This is a genomic window from Wenjunlia vitaminophila DSM 41686 (genome assembly GCF_000380165.1).
GTDB classification, from domain to species: Bacteria; Actinomycetota; Actinomycetes; order Streptomycetales; family Streptomycetaceae; genus Wenjunlia; species Wenjunlia vitaminophila.
The window spans coordinates 185,326-208,842 of record NZ_KB904634.1 but is presented as its reverse complement, the minus strand read 5'-3'; the positions used below and the strand labels follow the sequence as shown (position 1 = coordinate 208,842).

Sequence of the window (23,517 nt, the reverse complement as noted above, 5' to 3'; positions counted from 1 at the left end):
CCCGCGGCCCGGGACCCGCCGGGCACACTGGGCGCATGACTGAGCACCCGGCCCGCACCGTGCTGCTGCGCGGTGGCACCGTCCACAGCCCCGCCGACCCGTTCGCCACCGCGATGCTCGTCCAGGGCGAGCGGATCGCCTGGATCGGCTCGGACGACGCCGCCGCCTCGTTCGCCGACGGGGCGGACGAGTGCGTGGACCTCCACGGGGCGCTGGTCACCGCCGCGTTCACCGACGCCCACGTGCACGCCACCGCCACCGGGCTGGCCCTCACCGGCCTCGACCTGACCGACTGCCCCTCGCTGACCACCGCGCTGGACCGGGTCGCCGCGCACGCCGCCGCGCACCCGCACCACCGGGTGGTGCTGGGCCACGGCTGGGACTCGGCGCGCTGGCCCGAGCGCCGCGCCCCCAGCCCCGCCGAGCTCGACGCCGCCGCGCCCGGCAGGGCCGTCTACCTCACCCGTACGGACATGCACTCCGCAGCGGTGTCCCCGGCGCTGCTCGCCGCCGTCCCCGACATCGCGGCCCTGCCCGGGCACGAGGCCGACGGGACCCTCACCCGGGACGCCCACCACGCCGCCCGGCGGGCCGCCCGCGCCGCGGTGCCCCCGGCACAGCGCAGGGACGCCCAGCGCGCCGCCCTGCGCCACGCCGCCGGCCTGGGCATCGGGGCACTGCACGAGTGCGCGGGACCGGACATCTCCGACGAGGACGACCTCACGGACCTGCTGCGGCTCGCCGCGGAGGAACCCGGCCCGCTGGTCTTCGGCTACTGGGCCCAGGCGCTGACCGCGGGCGACGCCGACGGGGCGGCCCGAATCCGTGACCTCGGTGCCGTCGGGGCGGCGGGCGACCTGTTCGTGGACGGTGCGCTGGGCTCGCACACCGCGCTGCTCAACCAGCCCTACGCCGACGCCGAAGGACGGCGGGGAACCGCGTTCCTCGACGCGGACGGCGTCGCGGAACACCTGACGGCGTGCGCGGAGGCCGGCCTGCAGGGCGGGTTCCACGCGATCGGCGACGCCGCCGTGGAGAGCGTCGTCGCCGGCGCCAGGCGGGTCGCGGAACGTCTGGGGCCGACCCGGCTGGCAGCCGCCAGGCACCGGGTGGAGCACGCCGAGATGCTCACCCCGGCGACCGTCGACGCCTTCGCCGAGCTCGGGCTGATCGCCTCCGTCCAGCCGGCCTTCGACGCGGCGTGGGGCGGCGAGGAGGGCATGTACGCCGCGCGGCTCGGCGCCGACCGGGCCCGCACCCTCAACCCCTTCGCGAGCCTGCTGCGGGCCGGGGTGCCGCTCGCCCTGGGCTCCGACTCCCCGGTCACCCCGCTCGACCCGTGGGGGTCGGTCCGCGCCGCGGCGTTCCACCGCACCCCGGAACACCGGATCTCCGTCCGTGCCGCGTTCACCGCGCACACCAGGGGCGGCTGGCGGGCCCTGGGCCGCGACGACACCGGCGCCCTGCTCCCCGGCGCGCCCGCGCACTACGCGGTCTGGGCGGCCGGCGACCTCGTCGTCCAGGTCCCGGACGACCGGGTCGCCGGCTGGTCCACCGACCCGCGCTCGGGGACCCCGGGTCTCCCGGACCTCTCCCCGGGCCGTGACCTGCCCCGCTGTCTGAGGACCGTGGTCGCGGGACGTCCGGTGTTCACCGCGCCGAACGGGTGAACGCGAGCGGGAGATACCGCCGAACGACGTGCCCTCAGCCTGTGTTGCGGAGCCCGCCAACCCCGCACTGACCTGCTGATTTTCCGTATCCACGCAGGTGAGACGGTTGTTGACAGGCAACGGGCGCGGGCGAGTAGGTTCTGCGGCGTCCACCTACGGGACGTCCGACCGGGAAAACCGCACACCTGGAGTGCCAGTCGCCCCTGGGCCACAGGCGGTGCGCGCCGCACAGGCGTACCGCCTCGTCCGAGCCAGGTCCAGCGCCCGACCACTTCGACGGTGGCCGTCCGGTCCGGTCGACGGGTGCGACGCGGACGGGACCCGGACGCTCAGTAGACAACGGCTTGTCGTCGATCCGCAGCCAGCGGGTTCCGGGCCGGCCCGAAGGGTGTTCCGGGTCCTCGTCCGCAGCCGGAATCCGGTGTGAGCGGTCATACGTTGTACGGTCACTCCACCAACCGGAACAGCAGGAAGGCGGCGACCCGTGCGTTCGCGTCCCGAATCCCCCGCCGTCGCGCCCCCCGAACGCCCCGACGGCGGCTCCGGAGCCCTCGCGGCTCCCGCTGACGAGCCGGCCGACGGCGGTCGGGACCAGGCGGCGGTCGGGTCGGAGTCGTCCGGGAGCGACACCGCACCCCCGGTGGCCGCGGCTGAGGAGCCCGCGGGCGGTCCGCGGCCCGGCCGCTGGCAGCGCTTCACCCGCACGGCCCGGGCCGCGGCCCCCAGCAGCGCCGTGGCGGCGGTGAGCGGGCTCGGCCTGGCCGCCGCGTTCCCCCCGTACGACGTCTGGCCGCTGTCGGTGGTGTCGGTGGCGGCGTTCGCCCTGGTGGTCCGGGGACGCACCGCGCGGCAGGGCGCCTGGCTCGGGTTCGCGTTCGGGCTGCCGTTCTTCTGCTGGCTGCTGATCTGGCTGCGGGTGGTGGGCCTCGACGCCACCTTCGGCCTCTCCGCCATCGAGTCCGGGTTCTTCGTGCTGATGGGCGCCGGCATGGCGGTGACCTGGCGCCTGCCGGGGGCTCCCCTGTGGGGCGCCTGCCTGTGGGTGGCGCAGGAGTGGGCCAGGGACCGCGTGCCGTTCGGCGGTTTCCCCTGGGGCCGACTGGCGTTCGCCAACACCGCTTCGCCCTACACCCCGCTGGCCGCCCTCGGGGGTGCGCCGCTGGTCACCTTCGCGGTGGCGTTGACCGGTGGGCTGCTCGCCTGGGCCGCGTGGCGGCTGTGGCGGGCCCGGGGCCGGTTCGACCTGGTCGCGGTCGCCGCGACCGCCGGGGCCGGTGCCCTCGTCGCCGCCGGTTTCGCGGTCCCGGTGCCGACCGACGCCGACGACACCGTGGACATCGCGGTGGTCCAGGGCAACGTGCAGAAGCCCGGCATGGACTTCCTGGGCCGCCCCATGATGATCCTCGACAACCACGTCAACGCCACCCTGGACCTCGCCGCGGACGTCAGGGCCGGCCGGAAGGCCAAGCCCGACCTGGTGATCTGGCCGGAGAACTCCTCCGACCTCGACCCGTACCGGAACCCCGAGGCGCGTGCCCGGATCGAACAGGCGGTCGCCGCCATCGACGTTCCGATCCTGGTCGGCGCGCTGGTGGAGGGGCCGGACGAGACCCACGTGCAGAACCAGGGCATCGTGTGGGACCCCAGGACCGGGCCCGGGGCCAGCTACACCAAGCAGCACCCGGTGCCGTTCGGCGAGTACGTGCCGTTCCGCGCGCAGCTCAGCAAGGTCATCTCGCGACTCGACCGGGTCCCCCGCGACTTCTGGCACGGCACCGAGACCGGGGTGCTCCAGGTCGGCCCGGCCCGGCTCGGCGACGTGATCTGCTTCGAGGTGGCCTACGACGGCGTGGTCAGGGACACCGTCAACGCCGGGGCCCGCGCCCTGATCGTGCAGACCAACAACGCCACCTACGGGCGCACCGGGCAGCCGGAGCAGCAGCTCGCCATGTCCAGGCTGCGGGCGGTGGAGCACGGCCGCGCCGTGGTCACCGCGGCCACCAGCGGCATCAGTGCGGTGGTCGCGCCGGACGGCACGGTCGAGCAGCGCGCCGACGAGTTCACCCAGGAGGTGCTGACCGCCCGCCTGCCGCTGCGGGACGGGACCACCGTTGCCGACCGCGTCGGCGCCGCACCTGAGTGGACGATCAGTATCGTGGGACTCCTCGCCTGGCTCGCGGTGGCCATCCTCGACCGGCGGGCACGCAACGGACAGAAGGGGCAAGCGTGAACAAGGGCCACGGTCCGCTCGGCGACGTGCTGGTGATCATCCCCACCTACAACGAGGCCGAGAACGTCGAGTCGATCGTCGCCCGGGTCCGCAAGGCGGCACCCCAGGTGCACGTTCTGGTGGCCGACGACAACAGTCCCGACGGCACCGGTGAGATCGCGGACCGCATCGCGGCCGAGGACTCCTCGGTGCACGTGATGCACCGCGAGGGCAAGCAGGGACTGGGCGCCGCCTACCTCGCCGGCTTCCACTGGGGGATCGACCACGGATACGACGTGCTGTGCGAGATGGACGCCGACGGCTCCCACCAGCCGGAGGAACTGCCGCGGCTGCTCACCGCGCTGCGCGGCGCGGACCTGGTCATCGGCTCCCGCTGGATCACCGGGGGGCGGGTGGTCAACTGGCCCAGGCGCCGGCAGGTGCTCTCCCGCGGCGGCAGCACCTACGCCCGGCTGCTGCTCGGCATCCCGGTCCGCGACGTCACCGCCGGCTACCGGGCGTTCCGCAAGGAGACGCTGATCGGCCTCGGCATGGACGACGTCGCCTCCCACGGCTACTGCTTCCAGATCGACCTCACCCGACGGGCGCTGGCGGCGGGCTACCGGGTGGTCGAGGTGCCCGTGACGTTCGTCGAGCGCGAGCTCGGCGACAGCAAGATGAGCCGTGACATCGTCGCCGAAGCGGTCTGGCGGGTTCCCGCCTGGGGGCTCCGCGATCGCACCCGGCGGATGCGACGCAACAGGCACAATTGAAAGATGAGCAGTTTTTCCACCTCACGCGGGCAGCGGCCCGCCCGGCGTTCCCGGGCCCGGATCGTCGTCCCGTTGCTGCTGGTCGCCTGGTTGGTCCTGGAGGTCTGGCTCATCGGGCTGGTCAGCCAGGCCACCAGTGTCCCGGCGACCCTCGGGCTGCTCGTCGCGGGCGCGGTGCTCGGCGGCCTGGTGATCAGGCGTGCCGGGGTCCGTGCCTGGCGCGCGCTGTCCGCGGCCGTGCGTGCCGGAGCCACCACCGTCCCGGAGTCCACCGGTGCGGGCCTGGTGATGCTCGGCGGCGCCCTGCTGATCCTGCCCGGGTTCGCCTCCGACGCCGTCGCCCTGCTCCTGCTCTTCCCCGTGACCCGAGCCCTGTTGCGCCGCGCGGTGCACGCGGTGCCCACCGGCCACGGCCCGTTGGGCACCGCGTACCAGCAGGCCCGCATCCACCACCCCGGGGGCCAGGTCATCCAGGGCGAGGTCATCGACCGCGACGCCCCCGCCGGGCCCGAGGGCGGTCCCCGGGCCTGAGCGGCTCAAAGCCCCCGAGCAGCTCAAAAGCCCGGGCCGCAGCGCAGGGGGGGGATGCGCCGCGGCCCGGGGGATCAGGGGCCCGCCCGTGGGGCGGGCCGGTCCGGTGTGGGTCGGTGTGGTGGGGAACTCGCCGGTGGTTCCGTGGGTGGGTGGTCGGGTCAGGCGGACTTCCGGTTGTCGCGCGGATGCACGGCCAGGTTGATGCCACCGGAGCGCAGGATCGCCAGCCGCTCCGCGAGCACCTCCTCCAGCTCCTCGCGGGTGCGCCTTTCCATCAGCATGTCCCAGTGCGTGCGCGCCGGTTTGATCTTCTTCTCCTCGGGCCCGTCACCGTCGACCAGCAGGGCTTCCGCGCCGCATGCGCGGCACTCCCACTGCGGCGGTACCTCGGCCTCCACCGAGAACGGCATCTCGAACCGATGTCCGTTCACACACGCGTATTCCACGGTCTGGCGGGGCGCCAGGTCGATACCGCGGTCGGTCTCGTAGCTGGTGGCGCCGAGTCGCGTGCCGCGGAGAGCTCGCTCACTCATGAATCGTGCCTCCCGGGCTTGTCGCCCACAGGACAGTCGTCCACTGTCGTCGTCAGTCAGGTCAACGTCCGGTCGGCGGAGAAGATTCCCGATTCGGGACGTGCGTCGCCCGTCGTGCCGCCCCTGTTGTACCCATAGCCGCCGGTTTTGTCACATCCGGCACCTGATATCACCCAGCGTTTTCGGACCAGATACGCGCAGCAACGACTCATCCAGCGTGCTGAAGGCGTACACTACCCGCCCGCACCGATGACGCGTAGACATTTTCTGGCAGCTCCCTACCCTGATCCCGCCGACGCACACCCATATGTCCCCGGGACAGTGTGTGGGGATACCGTCGCGAACGCCTCAAGGTCCGCCACAGCCGACCAGACCGTCCAACCGCCCGCAGCGGCGGCTCACCGTCCGGTCGCCGGCCAGCTCCCGCGCTCCACCAGCACCGCGCGCAGCCCCCGCACGTTGTCCGTCATGATCCCGTCCACGCCCAGGTCGAGCAGCCGCCGCATCGAGGGCTCGTCGTTCACCGTCCACACGTGGACCTGGAGCCCCCGGGCGTGGGCGGCGCGCAGGAACGCCCGGTCCACGACGGTCACCCCGGAGGACCGCTCGGGGACCTGGACGCAGACCGCGCCCCGGCGCAGCACCGGACCGAGCAGGCGGTCGACCGGCACCCGGCCGGTGAGCGACCGCACGCGCAGCGCGAGCACGCCCCGCGGGCCGAGCGAGGTGGCGAGCCGGGGCCCGGCCAGGGCGCGCACCCGGGCCAGCCGCTGCTCGGAGAACGAGCTGACGCAGACGCGGTGCCAGGCATTGGCCCGCCGGACGGTCTCCACCAGCGGGACCACGGCGGCGACGGCCTTGACGTCGATGTTCAGCCGGGCCTCGGGGAAGGCGTCGAGCAGCTCCTCCAGCCGCGGCACCGGTTCGGTGCCGCCGATCCTGGCCCGGCTCACCTCGTGCCAGGAGAGGTCGGCGACGGCCCCCTGCCGGTCGGTGACCCGGTCCAGGGTGAGGTCGTGGAAGGCGACCAGGACCCCGTCCCGGGTGGCGTGCACGTCGGTCTCCAGGTACCGGTAGCCCAGGCGCACCGCGTCGGCGAAGGCGGCGAGCGAGTTCTCCGTCCCGGCGGTGCCCCCGCCGCGGTGGGCGAAGGCCAGGGGGAGCGGGTGGTCCAGGAACGGGTGCCGGGGCCCGGGCGCGCTCATCACCCGGCGAGTATGACAGCCCGGCCGGTGGGGCGGACGGCTCGCGGACCGCCCCCTGCCCGGCCCGCGCCCCGCCCGCTACCGCGCCCCCTCGGCTGCTGGCACCGGTCCCGCGCCGTCGGTCTCCCCGCCCTTCGCCTCCGGTCCGTCGTTCGCTCCCGGTGCCCGGGCCCCCTCCGCGGGAGCGAACAGCCGCAGGAAGACCTGGGCCAGCGGTCCGATGCCCAGCGCGTAGACCACCGTGCCGACCCCGACACTGCCGCCCAGCAGGAAGCCGACGGCCAACACGGTGAGCTCCACCGCGGTGCGGACCAGCCGGACGGAGCGCCCGGTGCGCCGGTGCAGTCCGGTCATCAGGCCGTCCCGGGGGCCGGGGCCCAGCCCGGCGCTGATGTAGAGGCCGGTGGCCAGCCCGTTGAGCACCACGGCCGAGAGCAGCAGCGGTACCCGTGCCCCCAGGTGCTGGGGGCTGGGGAGCAGCGCGACGGTGGCGTCGAGGGCGAGGCCGACCACCACCACGTTGGAGACGGTGCCGAGACCCGGGCGCTGCCGCAGGGGTATCCAGAGCAGCAGGACCAGCGCCCCCGTGACGATCAGTACGGTGCCGATGGACAGCCCGGTGTGCTCGGCGACGCCCTGGTGGAACACGTCCCAGGGGTCGAGGCCGAGGCCGGCCTCGACCTGGAGGCCGACGCTGGCTCCGTACAGGACGAGCCCGGCGTAGAGCTGGACGAGGCGACGGACGAGCGACACGGGAGCTCCTTCTCTGTGTGGCCTTGCCCGTGTCACTCTGTGGCCCGGAGTCATGCCGGCTCCATGGCCAATCGCTTCGAAGTGGACTGATTCCCCATGGCGCAGTGGACCTCCTCAGTGGGGGCGGCTCGGATGGCCCGGCTGTTGGCATCCGGGGGGCCGGGGCGCGGCCCGGCGTATCGGCGGCTGGCGGCGGGGGTGCGGTCGTTGGTGACCGAGGGCGGCGTCCCGGTCGGCGCCCGGCTGCCGGCCGAGCGGGAGCTCGCCCGTGCCCTCGGGGTGAGCCGCACCACGGTCGCCGCGGCGTTCGAGGTGCTGCGGGAGGAGGGCTTCCTCCGTTCCCGTCGCGGGGCGGGGAGTTGGACGGCGTTGCCGAGCGGACACGTGGAGCCGGCGCAGGGGGTCCACCCGGTGGCCGTCGAGCACGCGGGGCGGGTGATCGACCTGGGCAGCGCGGCGTTGGCCGCGCCCGAGCCGTGGCTGTCCCTCGCGGCACGCGGGGCCGCCGAGGAACTGGCCGCGTTCACCGGCTCCCACGGCTACTACCAGGCGGGGCTGCCGGCCCTCCGCGAAGAGCTCGCGGCGCGGTACACCGCCCGTGGGGTGCCCACGGCACCGGAGCAGATCCTGGTGAGCTCGGGTGGGGCCATGGGCGCCCTGACGCTGCTGATGGGGCTACTGGTGCGCCCGGCGGACCGGGTGGCGGTGGAGGCGCCGGGCTACGCCAACGTACTGGCCATGCTGGCCCGGTGCGGGGCGCGGCGGGTGCCCGTCGGGATCGGTGCGGGCGGCTGGGACATGGAGGCGTGGCGCCGGGTGCTGCGGGAGGCCGCGCCGCGCCTGGCGTACGTGATCCCGGACTTCCACAACCCCACCGGGGTGTTGGTCGGCGACGACCAGCGCAGGGAGCTGGTGGAGCGGGCGCGGGCGGTCGGGGCGGTGGTGCTGGTGGACGAGACGATGGTGGACCTGGCCCTGGACCCGTGGATCACGCCCGCCCGCCCGGTGGCGGCCTTCGACCGCGCGGGGAGCACCGTGGTGACGGTCGGCTCGGCCGGGAAGGTCTTCTGGGGCGGGCTGCGGATCGGTTGGGTCAGGGCGGCTCCGGCGCTGGTGCGGCGGATGGCGGCGGCGCGGGTGTGTGTGGACCTGGGCACCCCGGTGCTGGAGCAGCTCGTGGTGCTGCGGTTGCTGACCGACCACCTGGAGCCGGTGTTGGGGGCCCAGCGCGATCGGCTCAGGGCCGGCCGGGACGCCCTGGCCGTGGCGTTGCGCCGGGAACTGCCCGAGTGGGAGTTCACGGTGCCCGGCGGCGGCATGACGCTGTGGGTGCGCACCGCCGGGCTGTCCGGTTCGCGGTTGGCGGCGGCGGGGGAGCGGCTGGGGGTGCGGCTGGCCTCCGGGCCGCGGTTCGGGGTGGACGGCGCGTTCGAGTCGTTCCTGCGGTTGCCGTTCACGGTGGGGGAGGCGGTGGCGCGGGAGGCGGTGGCCCGGCTGGTCACGGCTGCGAGCGAGGTGCGGGAGGGCGGGGCGGCGGAGGAGACGGAGGTGTTCGTCGCCTGACCGTCAGGGGGTGAACCCCCCCAGGAGGCCGGCGAGGCTGGCGCCACCGGCCTTGATGCTCGGCGCGACGGCGGTTCCGGCGAGGTAGAAGCCGAAGAGGGCGCACACCCCGGCGTGGGACACCTTCATGCCGTCCTTGCGGAAGAACAGGAACATGATCACGCCGAGGAGCACGACACCGGAGATGGACAGGACCATGAGGTTCCTCCTGGGGAGGGAAGGCGCGGGGGCGTGCGGTACACACGGTGGCTCTATGGTGACAAATGGTAATTATTAAGAAAAAGAGGAGATCGGGTGATTCTCTCGGAGTGTGCGGGGGCGGCGCGCGGCCCGTGTCCTCGAGGCACGTGCGGTCCGGGGTGGAGACGGGATGGTTAGGGTCTGTCCTGACAGACGGCGGAGACGCGGGACCGAGGCGCGGGACGGGGCGAGGATGACGGACGAGCAGGCGCAGCCGGCCGAGCGGCAGGAGCACGACCCCGAGGTGCTGCGCCTCGCCGCCAAGGTGTTCGAGCTGGCCCGGCGGGGAGATGCCGGGACGCTCGCCGCCTACGTGGACGCCGGGGTCCCGGCGAACCTCACCAACGACCGCGGCGACACCCTGGTCATGCTGGCCGCCTACCACGGGCACACCGAGGCGGTGACGGCCCTGCTCACCCGAGGCGCGGACCCGAACCGCAGCAACGACCGCGGGCAGACCCCCCTCGCCGGCGCGGTCTTCAAGGGCGAGGACGAGGTGGTCCGGGCCCTGCTGTCCGCGGGCGCGGACCCCCGGCGGGGGCAACCGTCGGCGGTCGACACCGCCCGGATGTTCGGCCGGGACGCGCTGTTGGACCTTTTCGACGCCTCCGAGTCGCAGTGACCCGGGGGCTCCTTCACGGGCCGTGCCCCGAACTGGCGTTTGTATGATGACTCGGTGAACATCGAAGTGGCCCGCTACGACCACCCGGACGCGCTGAAGCTGACCGAACAGTTGCAGCAGATCTACCTGGACCGGTACGGGAGCCAGGACAGCACCCCGGTGGACCCGGACCAGTTCGCTCCTCCCCGAGGTGTGTTCCTCCTCGGCTACGCGGAGGGGGCTCCGGTGGCCTGCGGGGGCTGGCGCGCCCGGGACGCCTCCGCTGAGGGGTTCCTCGAGGGGGACGCCGAGATCAAGCGCATGTACGTCGCCACCGACATGCGCGGTCGTGGGTTCGCCCGGCGCATCCTGGCCGCCCTCGAGGCCAGTGCCCGGCAGGCCGGGCGGTCGCGGATGGTGCTCGAGACGGGCACCCCGCAACCCGAGGCGGTGGCCCTGTACGCGTCGTCGGGCTACACCGACGTCCCCAAGTTCGGGATCTACCGGTCGGAACCGTCGTGCATCTGCATGGGGAAGCCGCTGTAGGAGCCGGGCGCCGTCCTGGGTTCCGGGACGGGGCCGACGGTGGCGGTGGCCCGGCGCCTCACCCACCCGCATCCGGACGGGACCGGTCCGGGGACGGCTTGTGGGGATCCAGCGGCGGGCATTGCGGCCCGGGCGGCGCCCCGTTAGCGTCCTTCGACCATGACATGGGAGTTGTCGCCGCTGACCGCCGAGCGGGTTCCGGAGGCCGCGGACCTGGTGGACCACTGGTACGGCCGGGCCCGGCGGGCCCTGCCGCACCTGTCCGGCCGGGGGTTCCCCCCGGGGCTCGAGCTCGTACAGGCCCGGCTCGCCGAGACCGGGTGCGTGGCCGCCGCGGTCACGCGGCGCTCCGCGACCTCGGGGTTCCTGGTGGCGGCGCCCCTGGACACGGACCAGGACGGCCAGGGGGCCCTGTCGGTGCAGCCGGGTGCGGCCCGCGTCGGCATGGGGGGCTTCGCGGTGGTCACCGGACACGAACCGGAGGCGCTGCGGGAGCTGTACGTGCCGGTCGCGGCCCGGTTGGTGGTCCAGCGCCGGTTGGTGCACCACGTGGACATGCCGGCCGACGACGCGGTGGCCATGGCCTGGTTCCGACTGGGGTTCGGCCTGGACCACGTCCGCGGCCTGATGCCGATCAAGGTGCGGGGACGCCAGCCGCGGGAGGTCGAGGGCCTGGCCATCCGCCGGGCGGGTCCGGGGGACCTGGCGCAGGTGGGACGGATGGCGGTGGAGTCGGCCCGCTGCCAGGAGCAGTCCGCGGTGTTCGTGCCGCAGCCCGAGCCCGTCCTCGCCGCGTTGCGCGACCGCTACGCGGACACCCTCCGCGAGCCGCGCCAGGCCGCCTGGCTGGCGCTGCGCCACGGCGAGGACGTCGGCATGGTGGTGTTGACCCCCGCGCCGGCCGGCCCCGTGGTGCCGCCGGATACCGTGGAGGTCGCCGAGGCCTTCGTGGAACCCTTCGCCCGTGGTGAGGGGATCAGCCGGGTCCTGCTCGCGACCGCGTTGGCCTGGGCCTACGACAGCGGCTACCGGTACGTGACGGCGCGCTGGCGCAGCGGTTCGCGGCTCTCGGCCGGTCACTGGCCGAACCTCGGGTTCAAACCGGTGGCCTACCGGCTGTCCCGGGTGCTCGACCCCCGGCTGGGGTGACGGGCCGGGCTGGGCGGGCACCAGGTCGCCGGCGTCCGGCAAGCACGGAACGAGAACGGAACGAACGTGACAGACGGCGCAAGGGTGACCGCGGTGTGCCGAGGTCCGGAGCACACCTTCGGCAAGCAGCCGCGGGACAGCGTCCGCCTGCTCGCGGGACTCGGCGTGGAAGGTGACGCGCACCTGGGGGTGACCGTGCAGCACCGGTCCCGGGTGGCGGCGGACCCGACCCAGCCCAACCTGCGGCAGGTCCACCTGATCCACGAGGAGCTCCACCAGGAGCTGCGCGCCGCCGGCTTCGACGTCGGCCCCGGCGAGATGGGCGAGAACGTGACCACCCGGGGGGTGGGACTGCTGGACCTGCCGACCGGGACGGTGCTGCGCCTCGGCGCCGACGCCAGGGTGGAGATCACCGGTCTGCGCAACCCCTGTCAGCAGATCAACGACTTCCAGCCGGGCCTGCTCCGCGAGGTCCTCGGCCGCGACGAGCAGGGTCGGGTGGTCCGCAGGGCGGGGGTGATGGCCGTGGTGCTCACCGAGGGCGTCGTGCGCCCCGGCGACCCGGTCGAGGTCATCCTGCCCCCGCCGCCACACCGCCCGCTTGAAAAGGTGTAGCCCCGCGCTCGTCATGGGTGACGGTGCGTCAGCACCACTGGGGCGGCGTGCCCGGCTGTCAGTGGCTGGCGTTAGGGTCGGGGCCCATGCGCCTGCTGCACACCTCCGACTGGCACTTGGGCCGCGCCTTCCACGGGGAGAGCCTGCTCGCCGCGCAGGAAACGTTCCTTGACCACCTGGTGGACGTGGTGCGCACCGAGGGCGTGGAGGCGGTGCTCGTCGCGGGGGACGTCTACGACCGGGCGCTGCCCTCCCTGGACGCGGTCGCCCTCTTCGACGACGTGCTGCACCGGCTCGCCGACCTCGCCGTGCCCACGGTGCTGATCTCCGGGAACCACGACAGCGCCAGGCGGCTCGGCGTGGCCGCCGGGCTGATCGGCCGGGCCGGGGTGCACCTGCGCACCGACCCGCTGGCCGCCGGGGTCCCGGTCCTGTTGGCCGACGACCACGGGCCGGTGGCCTGCTACGGCCTGCCCTACCTGGAGCCGACCCTGGTCCGGGAGCGGCTCGGGGCGCCCAAGGCCAGGCACACGGCGGTGCTGAGGGCCGCGATGGACCGGGTGCGCGCCGACGTCGCCACGCGCTCGGGCACCCGTTCCGTCGTCCTCGGGCACGCGTTCGTGGTCGGCGGGCAGGGCTGCGACAGCGAACGGGACATCAGCGTCGGCGGCATCCAGAACGTGCCCGCCCGGGTGTTCGACGGCGTGGACTACGTGGCCCTGGGGCACCTGCACGGGGCGCAGACGCTCACCCCCCGGCTGCGCTACTCCGGCTCCCCGCTGGCCTACAGCTTCTCCGAGGCCACCCACCGCAAGACCATGTGGCTGGTGGACCTCGGCCCCTCCGGCGAGGTCACCGCCACCCGGGTGGACTGCCCGGTGCCCCGCCCGCTGGCCCGGCTCCGCGGACCCCTCACCGACCTGCTCGCCGACCCGGCGCTGGCCCGGCACGAGAAGGCGTGGGTCCAGGTGACCCTCACCGACGCCGAGCGGCCGGCCACCCCGATGGAGCGGCTGCGCCGCAGGTTCCCGCACACCGTTCACCTGGAGTTCGAGCCGGACCGCCCGGCTGCGCAGGACGAAGGGGCGAGCTACCGCTCACGCCTGCGGGGGCGGGACGACGTGCAGATCGGCATGGACTTCGTGGCCCACGTGCGGGGCCGCCCGGCCCACGGGGCCGAACGGGCCCTGCTGGCCGCCGCGTTCGACGCGGCCCGCCTCGACGGCGCCGGGCCGGTGGGCTGATGCGACTGCACCGACTGGTCATCTCGGGGTTCGGCCCCTTCGCCGGCACCGAGACCGTCGACTTCGACGCGCTCGCCGAGGCCGGCCTCTTCCTGGTGCACGGCGCCACCGGCGCCGGCAAGACCTCCGTCCTGGACGCGGTCTGCTTCGCCCTGTACGGGAAGGTGCCCGGTGCCCGGCAGGGCAGCGCGCTGCGCAGTGACCACGCCTCGCCGAGCGTGCCCACCGAGGTGGTGCTCGACTTCACCGTCCGCGGCCGGCGCCTGGAAGTCACCCGGCGTGCCCCGTACCGGCGCACCACCAGCAGGGGCGGCAGCACCACCGTCAGCGGGCAGACCCTGCTGCGCGAGTGGAGGGCGGGCCCCCCGCCGGGCTGGACGGCGATCAGCAGCTCCCACCAGGAGGTCGGCGCGGAGCTCGAACTGCTGCTCGGGATGAGCCGGGAACAGTTCTGCCAGGTGGTGCTGCTTCCGCAGGGGGACTTCGCCAAGTTCCTGCGCGGCGACGCCAAGGACCGCGCCAGGCTCCTCGGGCAGCTCTTCGACACCGGGCGGTTCTCCGCGGTGGAACGCTGGCTGGCCGAGCGACGGCTGACCACCGAGAAGGCCGCCCGTGCCGCCGTGGACGAACTGCTGCACACCGCGCACCGGACCCACCAGGCCGCGGGGAGCGCGGAACGGACGCCAGTGGCCGGCTCCGCCCCGTCCTGGCCCGACCTGGTCGCGTCGGTGACCACCGCCGCGGCCGGGCTGCGCTGCGACGCACGGGAACGCCGGGACCACGCGGCCATCGCCCTGGCCAGCGCGGAACGCCGCCACCGCGCCGCGGCCCTCGACGCCGAGCGGGTCAGGGCCCTGGCCGACCGGCAGTCCCGCGCCGCCCGGGCCCGGGACCGCGCCCGGGAGCTGGACGCGGCGCGACAGGAGATGGCGGAGGTGGCCGACCGCTGCGACCGGGCGCGCCGGGCCGCCGAGGTGCTGCCGCTGGTCCGGATCGCCGAGACCGCCACCGCTGAGGCCGCCGCCGACGCGACCCGCGAGGCAGCCGCCCGCGAGCGGCTCGCCCCGGAGCACCGCACGGCCGCCCCCGAGGAACTGGCCCTCACCGAGAAGGGCATCCGCCAGGAGCTGGCCCGGCTCGCCGACGCCGCCGAGGCCGAGAGGGAAGGGCACCGGGCCGAGGCGGAACGGGACCGGCTGCGCGCCGAGGCCGAACGGGCCGAGGCGGAACGGGACGAGGCCGCCCGCTGGCTCGCCGGGTGGCCGACGCTGCGGGAGCAGGCAACGGGCAGGCTGCGCCGGGCCGAGGAGGCAGCCCAGCGCGCCACGGACCTCGCCGACCAGCTCGACACCGCCACCCGCCAGCGGGACGCGGCTCGCGCCGCGGACCACCTGGACACCGCGGTGGCCGTCGCGGAACGGGCCGAACACGACGCCCGGGCCCGGGCGGTCACCGCCGGGGAGCAGTGGCTGGCGCTGCGCGAGCAGCGCCTCGACGGCATGGCCGCGGAACTCGCCGCCGGGCTCACCCCCGGCCAGCCCTGTCCGGTCTGTGGCGCCCCCGACCACCCCCACCCCGCCAGGCCCACCCGGGGCCAGGTCACCGGCGCCGACGAGCGGGCCGCGAGGGACCGTTACCGGGAGCTGGAGCGGGCCGCCGGGACGGCGGCGGAGGAGCTGCGGGAAACCCAGCAACAGGCGGCCCTGGCCCGCGCTGCCAGCGGCGGTCTGGGCAGTGACGAACTGTCCGACCGGGTCACCCGGCTCACCGACGAGCACGCCGCCTTCCGTGACCTGGCCGCGGACGCCGTGGCCGCCGCCTCCCACCTCCAGCGCCTCGAGGCCGAGCACGCCCGTCGGCTCGAGGAACACCGGGAGGCCGGGGAGCTGCTGGCCGCCCGCACCGCCCGGATCGAGGACCTCGACCGGGCCCGGCGTCAGCTCGCCGAACGGCTGGCCGCTCTCCGTGGCACCGACCCGACCATCGCCGCGCGCGTCGCCCGGCTCAGCGACCTGGCCGACCGCTGCGCCGCAGCCGTCGAGGCCGCCCGCGCCGCCACCGACGCCCTCGCCAGGGCCGACCGCGCCGGCGCCGACGCGACCAGGGCCGCCGTCGCCGCGGGATTCCCCTCCGTGCGGGCCGTGGCCGACGCCGCGCNCGACCCTGCCACGTCCCAGGCGCTGCACCGGCGGCTGGAGGACCACCGGGCGGAGCGTGCCGCCGTCCGAGCCGCGCTGGAGGAACCCGAGCTGACCGCGGCACGGGCCGCGCCCCCCGCCGATCCGGTCGCGGCCGAGCGCCGGCTCGAGGAGGCCACCGCCGCGCTCCGCCAGGCGACCGCCACCCACCAGACGGCCGTGACCCGCTGCGCCGACCTCGACCGGCTCGGCCGGGACCTGACCGCCAGGGCCCGCGGCCTCGGCCCCCTCCTCGACGGGCAGGCGCTGGCCAGACAACTGGCGGACCTCGCCTCCGGCGGCGGGGAGAACACCCTGCGGATGCGCCTGGAGTCCTACGTGCTGGCCGCCCGTCTCGAACAGGTCGCGTCCGCGGCGAGCCACCGCCTCCAGCGGATGTCCGCCGGCCGCTACACCCTCGTCCACTCCGATGCCAAGGCCGCCGGCACCAAGCGCTCCGGGCTGAGCCTGCGCGTCGTGGACTCCTGGACGGGGACCACCCGCGACACCGCCACCCTCTCCGGCGGTGAGTCCTTCTTCGCCTCCCTCGCCCTCGCCCTCGGCCTCGCGGACGTGGTCACCGAGGAGGCCGGTGGGGTCCGTCTGGACACCCTGTTCATCGACGAGGGCTTCGGCAGCCTGGACCCGCAGACCCTGGACGACGTGCTCGACGTGCTGGACTCCCTGCGCGAGCAGGACCGCACGGTGGGCATCGTCAGCCACGTCGCGGAGCTGCGCCAGCGCATCCCGACGCAGCTCAGCGTCGTCCGGGGCCGGCGTGGCTCCACGCTGCGCAGCACCGTTCCCACGGGCTGACCGCCCAGGGCCCGTGCCGACCGCTGCCGGCCCGGCGGGGGCCCGCCGTCAGGGCTCCACCAGGGCGGGCCGCCGCGGGTCGTCCGCCCGCACCACCACCGTGGCCTGCCGGGTCGGCTCCACCTCCGTCGCGTAGCGGTCGTACGCCGGGAGCGTCCAGGCGAGCTCGTCCGGGGTGCGGCGGGCCAGCGCGCCGGACGACAGCGACAGGTGCACCACCAGGTCGAACGGCAGCCAACGCCCCAGCAACAGCGTTCCGTCCACCAGCAGGACCCCGCCCTCGGGAAGGGTGACGTACTCCGCCCGGGTCGCCCGGTCCCGTCGTGCGTCCCACAGCGAGGGCAACACCCGGCCGTCGCCGCCCTCGGTGGCGAGCGGGTCAAGCACCTCCCTGCGCAGCGCCCCGGCGTCCAGCCAGTCCTCGTAGTACGCGTCGGGGTCGGTGTGCCCGTGTTCCAGGCGCACCGACGCCGGCCGCAGGAAGTCCCACGCCCCCACCCGCAGCACCGGACGGCCGCGCAGCCGCAACGGCTCCACCAGGTCGTCCGCGAGCGCCTGGGGGCGGGCGGCCGGCGCGCCGTCCACCGCCACCCGCGACCAGGGACGTCCGGGCAGCGCCGCGATCCGGTCGGCCAGCTCGTCCACCAGCAGGTCGGGGGAGATGGGTCGCACACGCATGCGACCATTGTTGCCGACGCCGGACACCGCGGCCGCTCCCGTCGGCCCTGCGGGCCGGGGGCGCGACAGGGCCCCGAACGGGCGTTGGTAGCGTCGGCCCCAGCGAAGGACGGCGGGGAGACGAAGGGTGGGCGGCGGGTGCGTGACGGGATTTCCCTGACGCTGATCGTGTTGTCGTTGCTGGTTGCCGGATGGGGTGCGCTCACCTGCGCCCTCAACCGACCCGCGGGCCGCAGCCACCTGGTGGCGGGCGCCGCGGTGGAGGCCGTCACGCTGGTGCAACTCGCCGTGGGGATCGCCGCCGTCGCCGGCGGGGACCCCGACGCCAAGGCGATGTTCCTGCTCTACCTGCTGGGGTGCGCGCTGCTGCCTCCGGCCGCTGGTTTCCTGGCCCTGGTGGAACGCACCCGTTGGGGTTCCGCCGTGGTGGCCGTGGCCGGGCTGTTGCTGCCCGTGCTGGTGGTGCGGTTGCAGCAGATCTGGGACGGCGCCGGTGCCTGAGCCCGTGTCCCCGACCGCCCCGTCCCCCGCGCCCACCGGCGCCGGCCCCGGGCGTCTGCTGGTCTGGCTCTACGGCGTGTTCACCGTGGCGGCGGGAGCGCGCAGCGCGGTCCAGATCTCCACCGGCTTCGGCGACGCGCCGGTGGCCTACCTGCTCTCCGCCCTGGCCGCCGCCGTGTACGCCGTGATGACGGTGACCCTGGCCCGGGGCGGCCCCACCGCCCGGCGGATCTCCTGGGCCGGCGCGGTCCTCGAGCTCACCGGGGTGCTGGCCGTGGGCACGGTGAGCTTCCTGGCCCCGGACGCCTTCCCGGACGCCACGGTGTGGTCGCACTTCGGCAGCGGTTACGTGTGCATCCCGCTGGCCCTGCCGATCGCCGGCCTGCTGTGGCTGAGGCGCACCGGCGCGCCGGACGCGGCGCCCGCGGGGAGCCGTTGACCGCACGGTGACCGCGCCGCTCCGCCGGCGCCCTGGTGTACCCGGACGCCCCGCGGGCCGATACTGCATGACATGAGGAAGCGGGACTGGCCAACCGCGGTGGGCCGACTGCGGGAACGCGGCACGGCGGCCTGGCGGGCCGACGCACGGGTCCAGCAGCTCCGAGCGGAACTGGCGGCGGCCGAGGAACCGGGAAGGCGGCGGCTCGCCGAGGTGCTGGCCGCGCACGAGGCGGTGTCCAAGGCGCTCGACGTGGCGTACCTGCGCGCCGCGAGCCTGCTCCTCGACCACTTCCAGACGGGGCAGTGGCCGCCGCTGCGCTGGCCCAGGGGCATGCGTCCGCCCGGCGGCAGGCCACTGCCGTCGTGGGTGCGTTCGGTTCACGCCAGGGACGCCAGGATCTGGCGGTACCTGCCGGTGACGGTCCCTGGGGACGACGGGGCGGGAGGCGCCGACGACCACGCGAACCTCAGGTACGCGGTGGCCCGTGCGGCCCGCACGTTGCGGGCCAGTGAGCTGGCCCACCGGCTCGGCCCCGGCGAGGACCAGCGGGAGCAGACCCGTGACGACCTGGCGGCCGTCTGGCAACGGGCCAGGGCCTACGGTGACGCGGTGGTCGCCCTGCTGGCCCACGACGCGCAGCTCCTCACCGCCGGCTGACCCCGCACTCCTTCGGGTGACCCGGGCGGCGTGCTGGGTCACTCGTCCGGGTGAAAACCGTCCACGTGCTCCCGCTGGGAACCAGCGGGGGCGCTGTCCCGTCCGAGCGGCATGACACGAACGGGAACACACCTCGGCGGCGCGGTGCTCGCCGTGTGCGCGGCCCTGCTCCTGGCCGGCTGCGGAGAGCAGCCCCGGGGCTCGGGAGCGCGGCAGGTCGCCGCGGGCACGGACAAGGGGGACCCGGCGGGGGACCGGGGCGGCCGGGGGACCGACGGCGCGGCGCCGGGGGAGGACGCCGGGCGGAACCTGGTCCCGGCGGGCTACGGCGGCCGCTACCGGGTCCACGCCACCGTGTTGCAGAGCCCGGACCACGGGCCCCAGCTCTGCGACGCGGTGATGGAGTCCTGGCCCCCGCAGTGCTCGGGCCCCGACATCGTCGGCTGGACGTGGGACGGGGTGACGTCCGACACCGGGTCCGGGACGACCTGGGGCACGTACCGCCTGGTGGGGACCTGGGACGGCACACGGTTCACCCTCACGGAACCCGCCCGGGACGCGGCCGGGAACGGGCCGGGGTCCGACGTCCCGGCGCCCGGTGCCGGCCACGACGGCGGCTCCGAGCCGGACCGGGGGAGGACCGCGGACCGCCCCTCAGCCGGGGCGCACAGCCACGCGGAACTGCTGCGCATCCAGCGCGAGCTGCACCGGGACCACCCGGACCTGTTGAGCAGCGAGGTGCGCGACGGGGAGGTGGCGGCCCACGTCCGGGTCGCCACCGAGGAGCTGCGGGGCGAACTGGACCGACGGTACGGCGCCGGGACCGTGGTGCTGCACGGCTGGCTGACCCCGATCGACTGAGTGCCCGCGCCCGGCCTCCGGGGGAGGGCCGGGCCGTTGCCTCACAGTTCCCCGGTGCGGCGTCCCAGGAAGGTGACGTCCTCGCGGTCCGGCACCGGTATCTCGGTGAACCCCAGCCGGTCGTAGAACGCCCGGGCCCGGGTGTTCGAGGGGTGCATCCCGAGGTGGACGGTGGGAACGCCGTGGTCCGCCAGGGCGGCCAGGCAGGCCGCCATCAGTGCCCGGCCGTGACCAGCCCCCTGGTACTCGGGGAGGATGTCGATGTGCAGGTGGGCCGGGTACTCCGCGACCACCTGCGGGAGCACGATGTTCTCCGGTGTGTGCAGCAGGTGGAGCATCTGGTCGGTCGGCGTCCGCGGGGACGCGTCAGGCGCGGGGCGCGGGTACCGGTCGGCGAGCGAGGGCAGCCAGTGGTCCCGGAACTGCTGGGCGAACCGCACGGTGTCCGCGGTGGCGATGACGTAGCCGACCGCGCGCTCGCCGTTGTCCAGCACGAACGCCAACTCCGGGTCGTACTCGACGTAGGGGCCGGCGAAGATGCTGGGCAGCAGGTCGTGGTCCGGGTACAGGTGCCTGGCGTCGCCGCCGCGGTCCCCGGTGCGGATGCAGATGTCGTACACGTCGCCCCGGTCCTCGGGGCGGTAGGGCCTGACCCTGACCTGCCGCGCCGGGCCGGGGGCACCCGGAGTGGGTTCGGTGGAGTTCATGCCGATCACCCTAGGTCAGCCGCCCCGCGGGGGCTCCGCCGCCTGCCCTGTGCCCGCCCCGCCCCGGCCCCGCCGCCCCACCGCCACGGGTCCGTGCCGCTTCCGGAGCGGACCAAGTCCGGGACGGCCGCCCCTCGTTTTTGGTACGACACCGGGGAAGGGTGTGTTTCAGCCGGCGCGGGGCCGTTCGCCCCGGCGTCATCGAGCGAGTGGAGGGCGAGTGGCTCAGATCAGTGAGACCGGCAGCGGGCACCTGGACGACGCCGGGTACCAGCCGACGACGGACCTGCGGACCAATCAGCCACACGCAGCACGGATGTACGACTTCCTGCTCGGGGGAAGGGACCACTTCGCCGCCGACCGCCAGGCCGCCAAGAAAGCCCTCTCGGCCTTCCCGACGCTGCGGATCGCCGCCGAGGAGAACCGTCGGTTCCTGGGGCGGGCGGTGGAGTACCTGGTGCGCGAGGCCGGAATCGAGCAGTTCCTCGACATCGGCTCGGGTCTGCCGACCGCGGAGAACGTCCACCAGGTGGCGCAGCGCCATTCCCCGGGGGCGCGGGTGGTGTACGTGGACAACGACCCCATCGTGCTGGCCCACGGCCGGGCACTGCTGGAGGAGGACACCAGGACCACGGTGATCCAGGCGGACGTCCGCGAGCCCCGCTCGATCCTGGAGCACCCCGGGGCCAGGCAGTTGCTCGACTTCTCCCGGCCGATGGCGGTGCTGGTGGTGGCGTTGTTCCACTTCATCGGGGACGACGAGGACCCCATCGGCATCCTGCGGACGCTGCGCGACGCCGTCGCCCCCGGCAGCTACTTCGTCCTGTCCCACGCGACGGCGGAGATCTCCCCGGAGACGGCGCTCGGTGTCCAGCGTGCCTACCGGGCCCAGGGGGTGCCGCTGACCCTGCGGGACCGGGCCCAGTTCCTCGAGTTCTTCCAGGGGATGGAGCTGGTCGAGCCCAGGGTGCAGGTGGTGTCGGACTGGCGTTCCGGCCTCACGGAGGGCCAGCGGCCGTCGCACGCGGAGGTCTCCTGGTACGGCGGGATCGCCAGGGTGTAGCGGCGCCGGCCGTGCCGGCTGCCCGCCGGCTCAGGGAAGGCGCCAGACCGAGTCGCGCAACTGCTGGCCGGCGTGCGGCCCCATGTGCAGCATCCCGCCGTCCACCACGTAGGAGGCGCCGGTGATGTAGCCGGCCTCCTCACTGGCCAGGAAGGTGATCAGGGCCGCAACCTCGTGGGCGTCACCCGCGCGGCCCAGCGGAATGCCCGGCCGGGCCATGGGGCGCGCCGTGGCTTCCTCCTCCCTGGGCGTCAGGCTGGTGATCTCCCCCGGCGCCACCGAGTTGACCGTGATCCCGTACTCGCTCAGCTCCAGTGCCATCACCTGGGTGAGCAGCCGCAGGCCGCCCTTGGCAGCGCAGTACGGGGCCCCGCCGACCAGGGGCGCGTGCTCGTGGACGCTGGTGACGTTGATGATCCTTCCGCCCCTGCCCTGGGCGATCATCCGGTGGGCCGCGCGCTGCCCGCAGAGGAAGGGTGCGATCAGGTCGGCGTCGATCACCTCGCGCACCCGGTCGAGGGTGACGTCGAGGAACAGCGCGGTGGCGACCGTGCTGGCGTGGTTGACCAGGATGTCCACCCGGCCGAGGGAGTCCGCGAGCCGGTCCACCACCTGAGCCGCCTCCGGCAACCGGGTGGGGTCGAGTTGCTCGACCGCCACCAGGCGACCGGTCCGTCGTACCTCTTCGGCGGTGCGTTCGATGCTCTCCGCGTCGGCCTGCCAGGTGAGGCCGATGTCCACGTCCTCTCTGGCCAGGCGCAGCGCGGTGGCCCGGCCGACGCCGGAGTCGGCTCCGGTGAGCACCGCCACCCGGCGGCCGGTGTTCCACTCGCTCATGGTGCGCCTGCCCCTCGAGGAATCCGAGCCCACCGCGTACCCGTCCAGGAGTGGGCAAAACCGGCGCGGCCCCCGATTGGTCGGACCGCCACCCGCCCGGGGCCGCGACCCGGTCCCGCCGGTTACTGGCCAGGTCAGGGATGGTGCTGGTCAGGGATGGGGCAAGGTTCACCAAAGTCGCACCCCGAGTCCTGCTTCTCCAGGGTGATAATCAACCGTGGCCAGGAAACGAGCGACGAGACCTGGGTTCAGGCCGCTCGGGCCCCGCCCCGGACGCCCGGACACCAGGGCGGACATCATCCGCGCCGCCAAGCGCCAGTTCGCACAGGGGTACACCTCCTGCAGCCTGCGCGCGGTGGCTCGGGAGGCCGGTGTTGACCCGTCCCTGGTCGTGCAGTTCTTCGGCAACAAGGAGGGGCTCTACCTGGCGGCCATGGCCGACGTGATGCCGGGGGACGAGGTGGTGGGGCGCATCGTCGGCGACGCCTCGATGGGGGTCGGGGAACGCATCGCCGACTACTACTTCGGGCTGTGGAACGACGTGGAGACCCGGGGGCCGCTCCAGGCGATGCTGATGTCCGCGGCCTCCTACCGGCCGGCCGCCGACATGTTGCGCGAGTTCGTCTCCCGTGAGCTGGTGGGCAAGGTCGCGGACCGCGCCGTGGCGGACCGTGCCGAACTGCGGGCGGCGCTGGCCAGTTCGCACCTGGTGGGCACCGCGATGATCTGTTATGTGGTGCGGATGGCGCCGCTCGCCGACCTGCCGCTCGCCGAGTTGGCGCGGTTCGTCGGTGCCACCATCGACGCTTATCTGTTCGGTCCGCTGCCGCTGTCCGCGTCCTGGAACCGTCCCGGTGGGTTGGACGGTGGCGCGGAATAGCCCGAAGCCGACGTGGCGTTGGTCACGGCCGCTGTTCGCTCGCGGCGTACAGCGGCCCGGACAACTCGGCGCGAGGAGCTGGCGGTTCCTGGCGCAGCCGTTCGACCGGGACTCGGCCGCGCCCTTTCCGCATCACCGAATCCGACTTCCGAATGGCCATCTGCCAGGGCATCGTGGGTCGTTGCAGGGAGACGGGGAGTGGGTGCGCCGGCGTGCCCGGGGAGCGGGACGGACGCGAGTCGCGCTCCAGTGTCGCCGGTGGC

24 protein-coding genes are annotated in these 23,517 nt (G+C 74.5%); 17 read left to right on the top strand and 7 right to left on the bottom strand.

Going from position 1 to position 23,517, the window contains the following annotated elements; translation table 11 throughout:
• The first annotated feature begins 35 nt into the window (after positions 1-35).
• The 4 genes from A3IG_RS0100840 (at position 36) to fxsA (ending at position 5,183) form a co-directional block, all read left to right on the top strand.
• The gene (locus A3IG_RS0100840; protein ID WP_018381641.1) at positions 36-1,670 is read left to right on the top strand and encodes an amidohydrolase; all 1,635 of its coding nucleotides are present in this window, start codon (positions 36-38) and stop codon (positions 1,668-1,670) included.
• A 484-nt stretch (positions 1,671-2,154) separates the two neighbouring features.
• Positions 2,155-3,900, top strand: a complete 1,746-nt coding sequence (gene lnt / locus A3IG_RS0100835; RefSeq protein WP_018381640.1) for an apolipoprotein N-acyltransferase — start codon at positions 2,155-2,157, stop codon at positions 3,898-3,900.
• On the top strand, positions 3,897-4,652 hold the full coding sequence (locus A3IG_RS0100830) for a polyprenol monophosphomannose synthase (RefSeq protein WP_018381639.1): 756 nt from the start codon (positions 3,897-3,899) through the stop codon (positions 4,650-4,652). The genes lnt and A3IG_RS0100830 overlap by 4 nt, the downstream gene beginning before the upstream one ends.
• 3 nt (positions 4,653-4,655) lie before the next feature.
• Entirely contained in the window at positions 4,656-5,183 is a 528-nt protein-coding gene (gene fxsA, locus A3IG_RS0100825; protein WP_018381638.1) for an FxsA family membrane protein, read from the top strand.
• Positions 5,184-5,344: 161 nt separating this feature from the next.
• Here the strand turns inward: fxsA and A3IG_RS0100820 are convergent, their stop codons facing one another.
• The 3 genes from A3IG_RS0100820 to yczE form a co-directional block, all read right to left on the bottom strand.
• Positions 5,345-5,719: an RNA polymerase-binding protein RbpA gene (locus A3IG_RS0100820; protein ID WP_018381637.1), complete on the bottom strand. Its 375-nt coding sequence runs from the start codon at positions 5,717-5,719 to the stop codon at positions 5,345-5,347.
• Between the two features lie 398 nt (positions 5,720-6,117).
• Positions 6,118-6,924 carry a glycerophosphodiester phosphodiesterase gene (locus A3IG_RS0100815; RefSeq protein ID WP_018381636.1) on the bottom strand — a complete coding sequence of 269 codons (807 nt, stop codon included), beginning with the start codon at positions 6,922-6,924 and terminating at the stop codon, positions 6,118-6,120.
• A 78-nt stretch (positions 6,925-7,002) separates the two neighbouring features.
• The gene (yczE, locus tag A3IG_RS0100810; RefSeq protein ID WP_051087329.1) at positions 7,003-7,731 is read right to left on the bottom strand and encodes a membrane protein YczE; all 729 of its coding nucleotides are present in this window, start codon (positions 7,729-7,731) and stop codon (positions 7,003-7,005) included.
• Between the two features lie 42 nt (positions 7,732-7,773).
• On the opposite strand from yczE, the gene yczR reads away from it, so the two are divergent.
• Positions 7,774-9,240, top strand: a complete 1,467-nt coding sequence (gene yczR, locus A3IG_RS0100805; RefSeq protein WP_026219758.1) for a MocR-like transcription factor YczR — start codon at positions 7,774-7,776, stop codon at positions 9,238-9,240.
• Positions 9,241-9,243: 3 nt separating this feature from the next.
• Here the strand turns inward: yczR and A3IG_RS0100800 are convergent, their stop codons facing one another.
• Entirely contained in the window at positions 9,244-9,438 is a 195-nt protein-coding gene (locus A3IG_RS0100800; protein WP_018381633.1) for a hypothetical protein, read from the bottom strand.
• A gap of 235 nt (positions 9,439-9,673) precedes the next feature.
• Here A3IG_RS0100800 and A3IG_RS0100795 point away from each other — a divergent pair, with 235 nt between their 5' ends.
• From A3IG_RS0100795 to A3IG_RS0100770, 6 genes are all read left to right on the top strand, one after another.
• On the top strand, positions 9,674-10,102 hold the full coding sequence (locus A3IG_RS0100795; RefSeq protein ID WP_018381632.1) for an ankyrin repeat domain-containing protein: 429 nt from the start codon (positions 9,674-9,676) through the stop codon (positions 10,100-10,102).
• Positions 10,103-10,156: 54 nt separating this feature from the next.
• Positions 10,157-10,627, top strand: coding sequence for a GNAT family N-acetyltransferase (locus tag A3IG_RS0100790; RefSeq protein WP_018381631.1), 471 nt, complete (start codon positions 10,157-10,159; stop codon positions 10,625-10,627).
• A 159-nt stretch (positions 10,628-10,786) separates the two neighbouring features.
• Positions 10,787-11,776, top strand: a complete 990-nt coding sequence (locus tag A3IG_RS35610) for a GNAT family N-acetyltransferase (protein WP_040910607.1) — start codon at positions 10,787-10,789, stop codon at positions 11,774-11,776.
• An 84-nt stretch (positions 11,777-11,860) separates the two neighbouring features.
• Positions 11,861-12,391 carry an MOSC domain-containing protein gene (locus tag A3IG_RS0100780; protein WP_018381629.1) on the top strand — a complete coding sequence of 177 codons (531 nt, stop codon included), beginning with the start codon at positions 11,861-11,863 and terminating at the stop codon, positions 12,389-12,391.
• A gap of 86 nt (positions 12,392-12,477) precedes the next feature.
• Positions 12,478-13,635, top strand: a complete 1,158-nt coding sequence (locus A3IG_RS0100775) for an exonuclease SbcCD subunit D (RefSeq protein ID WP_018381628.1) — start codon at positions 12,478-12,480, stop codon at positions 13,633-13,635.
• On the top strand, positions 13,635-16,628 hold the full coding sequence (locus A3IG_RS0100770) for an AAA family ATPase (protein ID WP_018381627.1): 2,994 nt from the start codon (positions 13,635-13,637) through the stop codon (positions 16,626-16,628). Before A3IG_RS0100775 ends, A3IG_RS0100770 begins: the two co-directional genes overlap by 1 nt.
• 48 nt (positions 16,629-16,676) lie before the next feature.
• On the opposite strand, the gene A3IG_RS0100765 is transcribed toward A3IG_RS0100770, so the two are convergent.
• Positions 16,677-17,306, bottom strand: coding sequence for a nucleoside/nucleotide kinase family protein (locus tag A3IG_RS0100765; protein ID WP_026219757.1), 630 nt, complete (start codon positions 17,304-17,306; stop codon positions 16,677-16,679).
• Positions 17,307-17,444: 138 nt separating this feature from the next.
• Here A3IG_RS0100765 and A3IG_RS0100760 point away from each other — a divergent pair, with 138 nt between their 5' ends.
• From A3IG_RS0100760 to A3IG_RS31640, 4 genes are all read left to right on the top strand, one after another.
• Complete coding sequence (locus tag A3IG_RS0100760) at positions 17,445-17,807, top strand: hypothetical protein (RefSeq protein ID WP_018381625.1); 363 nt, start codon at positions 17,445-17,447, stop codon at positions 17,805-17,807.
• Positions 17,800-18,246: a hypothetical protein gene (locus A3IG_RS0100755; protein WP_051087328.1), complete on the top strand. Its 447-nt coding sequence runs from the start codon at positions 17,800-17,802 to the stop codon at positions 18,244-18,246. The genes A3IG_RS0100760 and A3IG_RS0100755 overlap by 8 nt, the downstream gene beginning before the upstream one ends.
• 72 nt (positions 18,247-18,318) lie before the next feature.
• A complete protein-coding gene (locus A3IG_RS0100750; RefSeq protein WP_157862246.1) occupies positions 18,319-18,906 on the top strand; it encodes a hypothetical protein in 588 nt (195 codons plus the stop codon).
• Between the two features lie 111 nt (positions 18,907-19,017).
• The gene (locus tag A3IG_RS31640; protein WP_157862247.1) at positions 19,018-19,767 is read left to right on the top strand and encodes a hypothetical protein; all 750 of its coding nucleotides are present in this window, start codon (positions 19,018-19,020) and stop codon (positions 19,765-19,767) included.
• Positions 19,768-19,808: 41 nt separating this feature from the next.
• On the opposite strand, the gene A3IG_RS0100740 is transcribed toward A3IG_RS31640, so the two are convergent.
• Positions 19,809-20,474, bottom strand: coding sequence for a GNAT family N-acetyltransferase (locus A3IG_RS0100740; RefSeq protein ID WP_018381621.1), 666 nt, complete (start codon positions 20,472-20,474; stop codon positions 19,809-19,811).
• A 220-nt stretch (positions 20,475-20,694) separates the two neighbouring features.
• Between A3IG_RS0100740 and A3IG_RS0100735 the strand changes: the two genes are divergently transcribed.
• Positions 20,695-21,537, top strand: a complete 843-nt coding sequence (locus A3IG_RS0100735; protein ID WP_018381620.1) for an SAM-dependent methyltransferase — start codon at positions 20,695-20,697, stop codon at positions 21,535-21,537.
• Positions 21,538-21,567: 30 nt separating this feature from the next.
• On the opposite strand, the gene A3IG_RS28055 is transcribed toward A3IG_RS0100735, so the two are convergent.
• Positions 21,568-22,374, bottom strand: coding sequence for an SDR family oxidoreductase (locus A3IG_RS28055; RefSeq protein WP_018381619.1), 807 nt, complete (start codon positions 22,372-22,374; stop codon positions 21,568-21,570).
• Positions 22,375-22,591: 217 nt separating this feature from the next.
• On the opposite strand from A3IG_RS28055, the gene A3IG_RS0100725 reads away from it, so the two are divergent.
• Complete coding sequence (locus tag A3IG_RS0100725; RefSeq protein WP_018381618.1) at positions 22,592-23,254, top strand: TetR/AcrR family transcriptional regulator; 663 nt, start codon at positions 22,592-22,594, stop codon at positions 23,252-23,254.
• The last annotated feature ends 263 nt before the right edge of the window (positions 23,255-23,517 follow it).

Coding starts and splice junctions, on each gene's coding strand:
- A3IG_RS0100840 (WP_018381641.1), top strand. CDS start 36: ATGACTGAGCACCCGGCCCGCACCGTGCTGCTGCGCGGTGGCACCGTC.
- fxsA (WP_018381638.1), top strand. CDS start 4,656: ATGAGCAGTTTTTCCACCTCACGCGGGCAGCGGCCCGCCCGGCGTTCC.
- A3IG_RS0100820 (WP_018381637.1), bottom strand. CDS start 5,719: ATGAGTGAGCGAGCTCTCCGCGGCACGCGACTCGGCGCCACCAGCTAC.
- A3IG_RS0100815 (WP_018381636.1), bottom strand. CDS start 6,924: ATGAGCGCGCCCGGGCCCCGGCACCCGTTCCTGGACCACCCGCTCCCC.
- yczE (WP_051087329.1), bottom strand. CDS start 7,731: ATGACTCCGGGCCACAGAGTGACACGGGCAAGGCCACACAGAGAAGGA.
- yczR (WP_026219758.1), top strand. CDS start 7,774: ATGGCGCAGTGGACCTCCTCAGTGGGGGCGGCTCGGATGGCCCGGCTG.
- A3IG_RS0100800 (WP_018381633.1), bottom strand. CDS start 9,438: ATGGTCCTGTCCATCTCCGGTGTCGTGCTCCTCGGCGTGATCATGTTC.
- A3IG_RS0100795 (WP_018381632.1), top strand. CDS start 9,674: ATGACGGACGAGCAGGCGCAGCCGGCCGAGCGGCAGGAGCACGACCCC.
- A3IG_RS35610 (WP_040910607.1), top strand. CDS start 10,787: ATGACATGGGAGTTGTCGCCGCTGACCGCCGAGCGGGTTCCGGAGGCC.
- A3IG_RS0100775 (WP_018381628.1), top strand. CDS start 12,478: ATGCGCCTGCTGCACACCTCCGACTGGCACTTGGGCCGCGCCTTCCAC.
- A3IG_RS0100765 (WP_026219757.1), bottom strand. CDS start 17,306: ATGCGTGTGCGACCCATCTCCCCCGACCTGCTGGTGGACGAGCTGGCC.
- A3IG_RS0100750 (WP_157862246.1), top strand. CDS start 18,319: ATGAGGAAGCGGGACTGGCCAACCGCGGTGGGCCGACTGCGGGAACGC.
- A3IG_RS31640 (WP_157862247.1), top strand. CDS start 19,018: ATGACACGAACGGGAACACACCTCGGCGGCGCGGTGCTCGCCGTGTGC.
- A3IG_RS0100740 (WP_018381621.1), bottom strand. CDS start 20,474: ATGAACTCCACCGAACCCACTCCGGGTGCCCCCGGCCCGGCGCGGCAG.
- A3IG_RS28055 (WP_018381619.1), bottom strand. CDS start 22,374: ATGAGCGAGTGGAACACCGGCCGCCGGGTGGCGGTGCTCACCGGAGCC.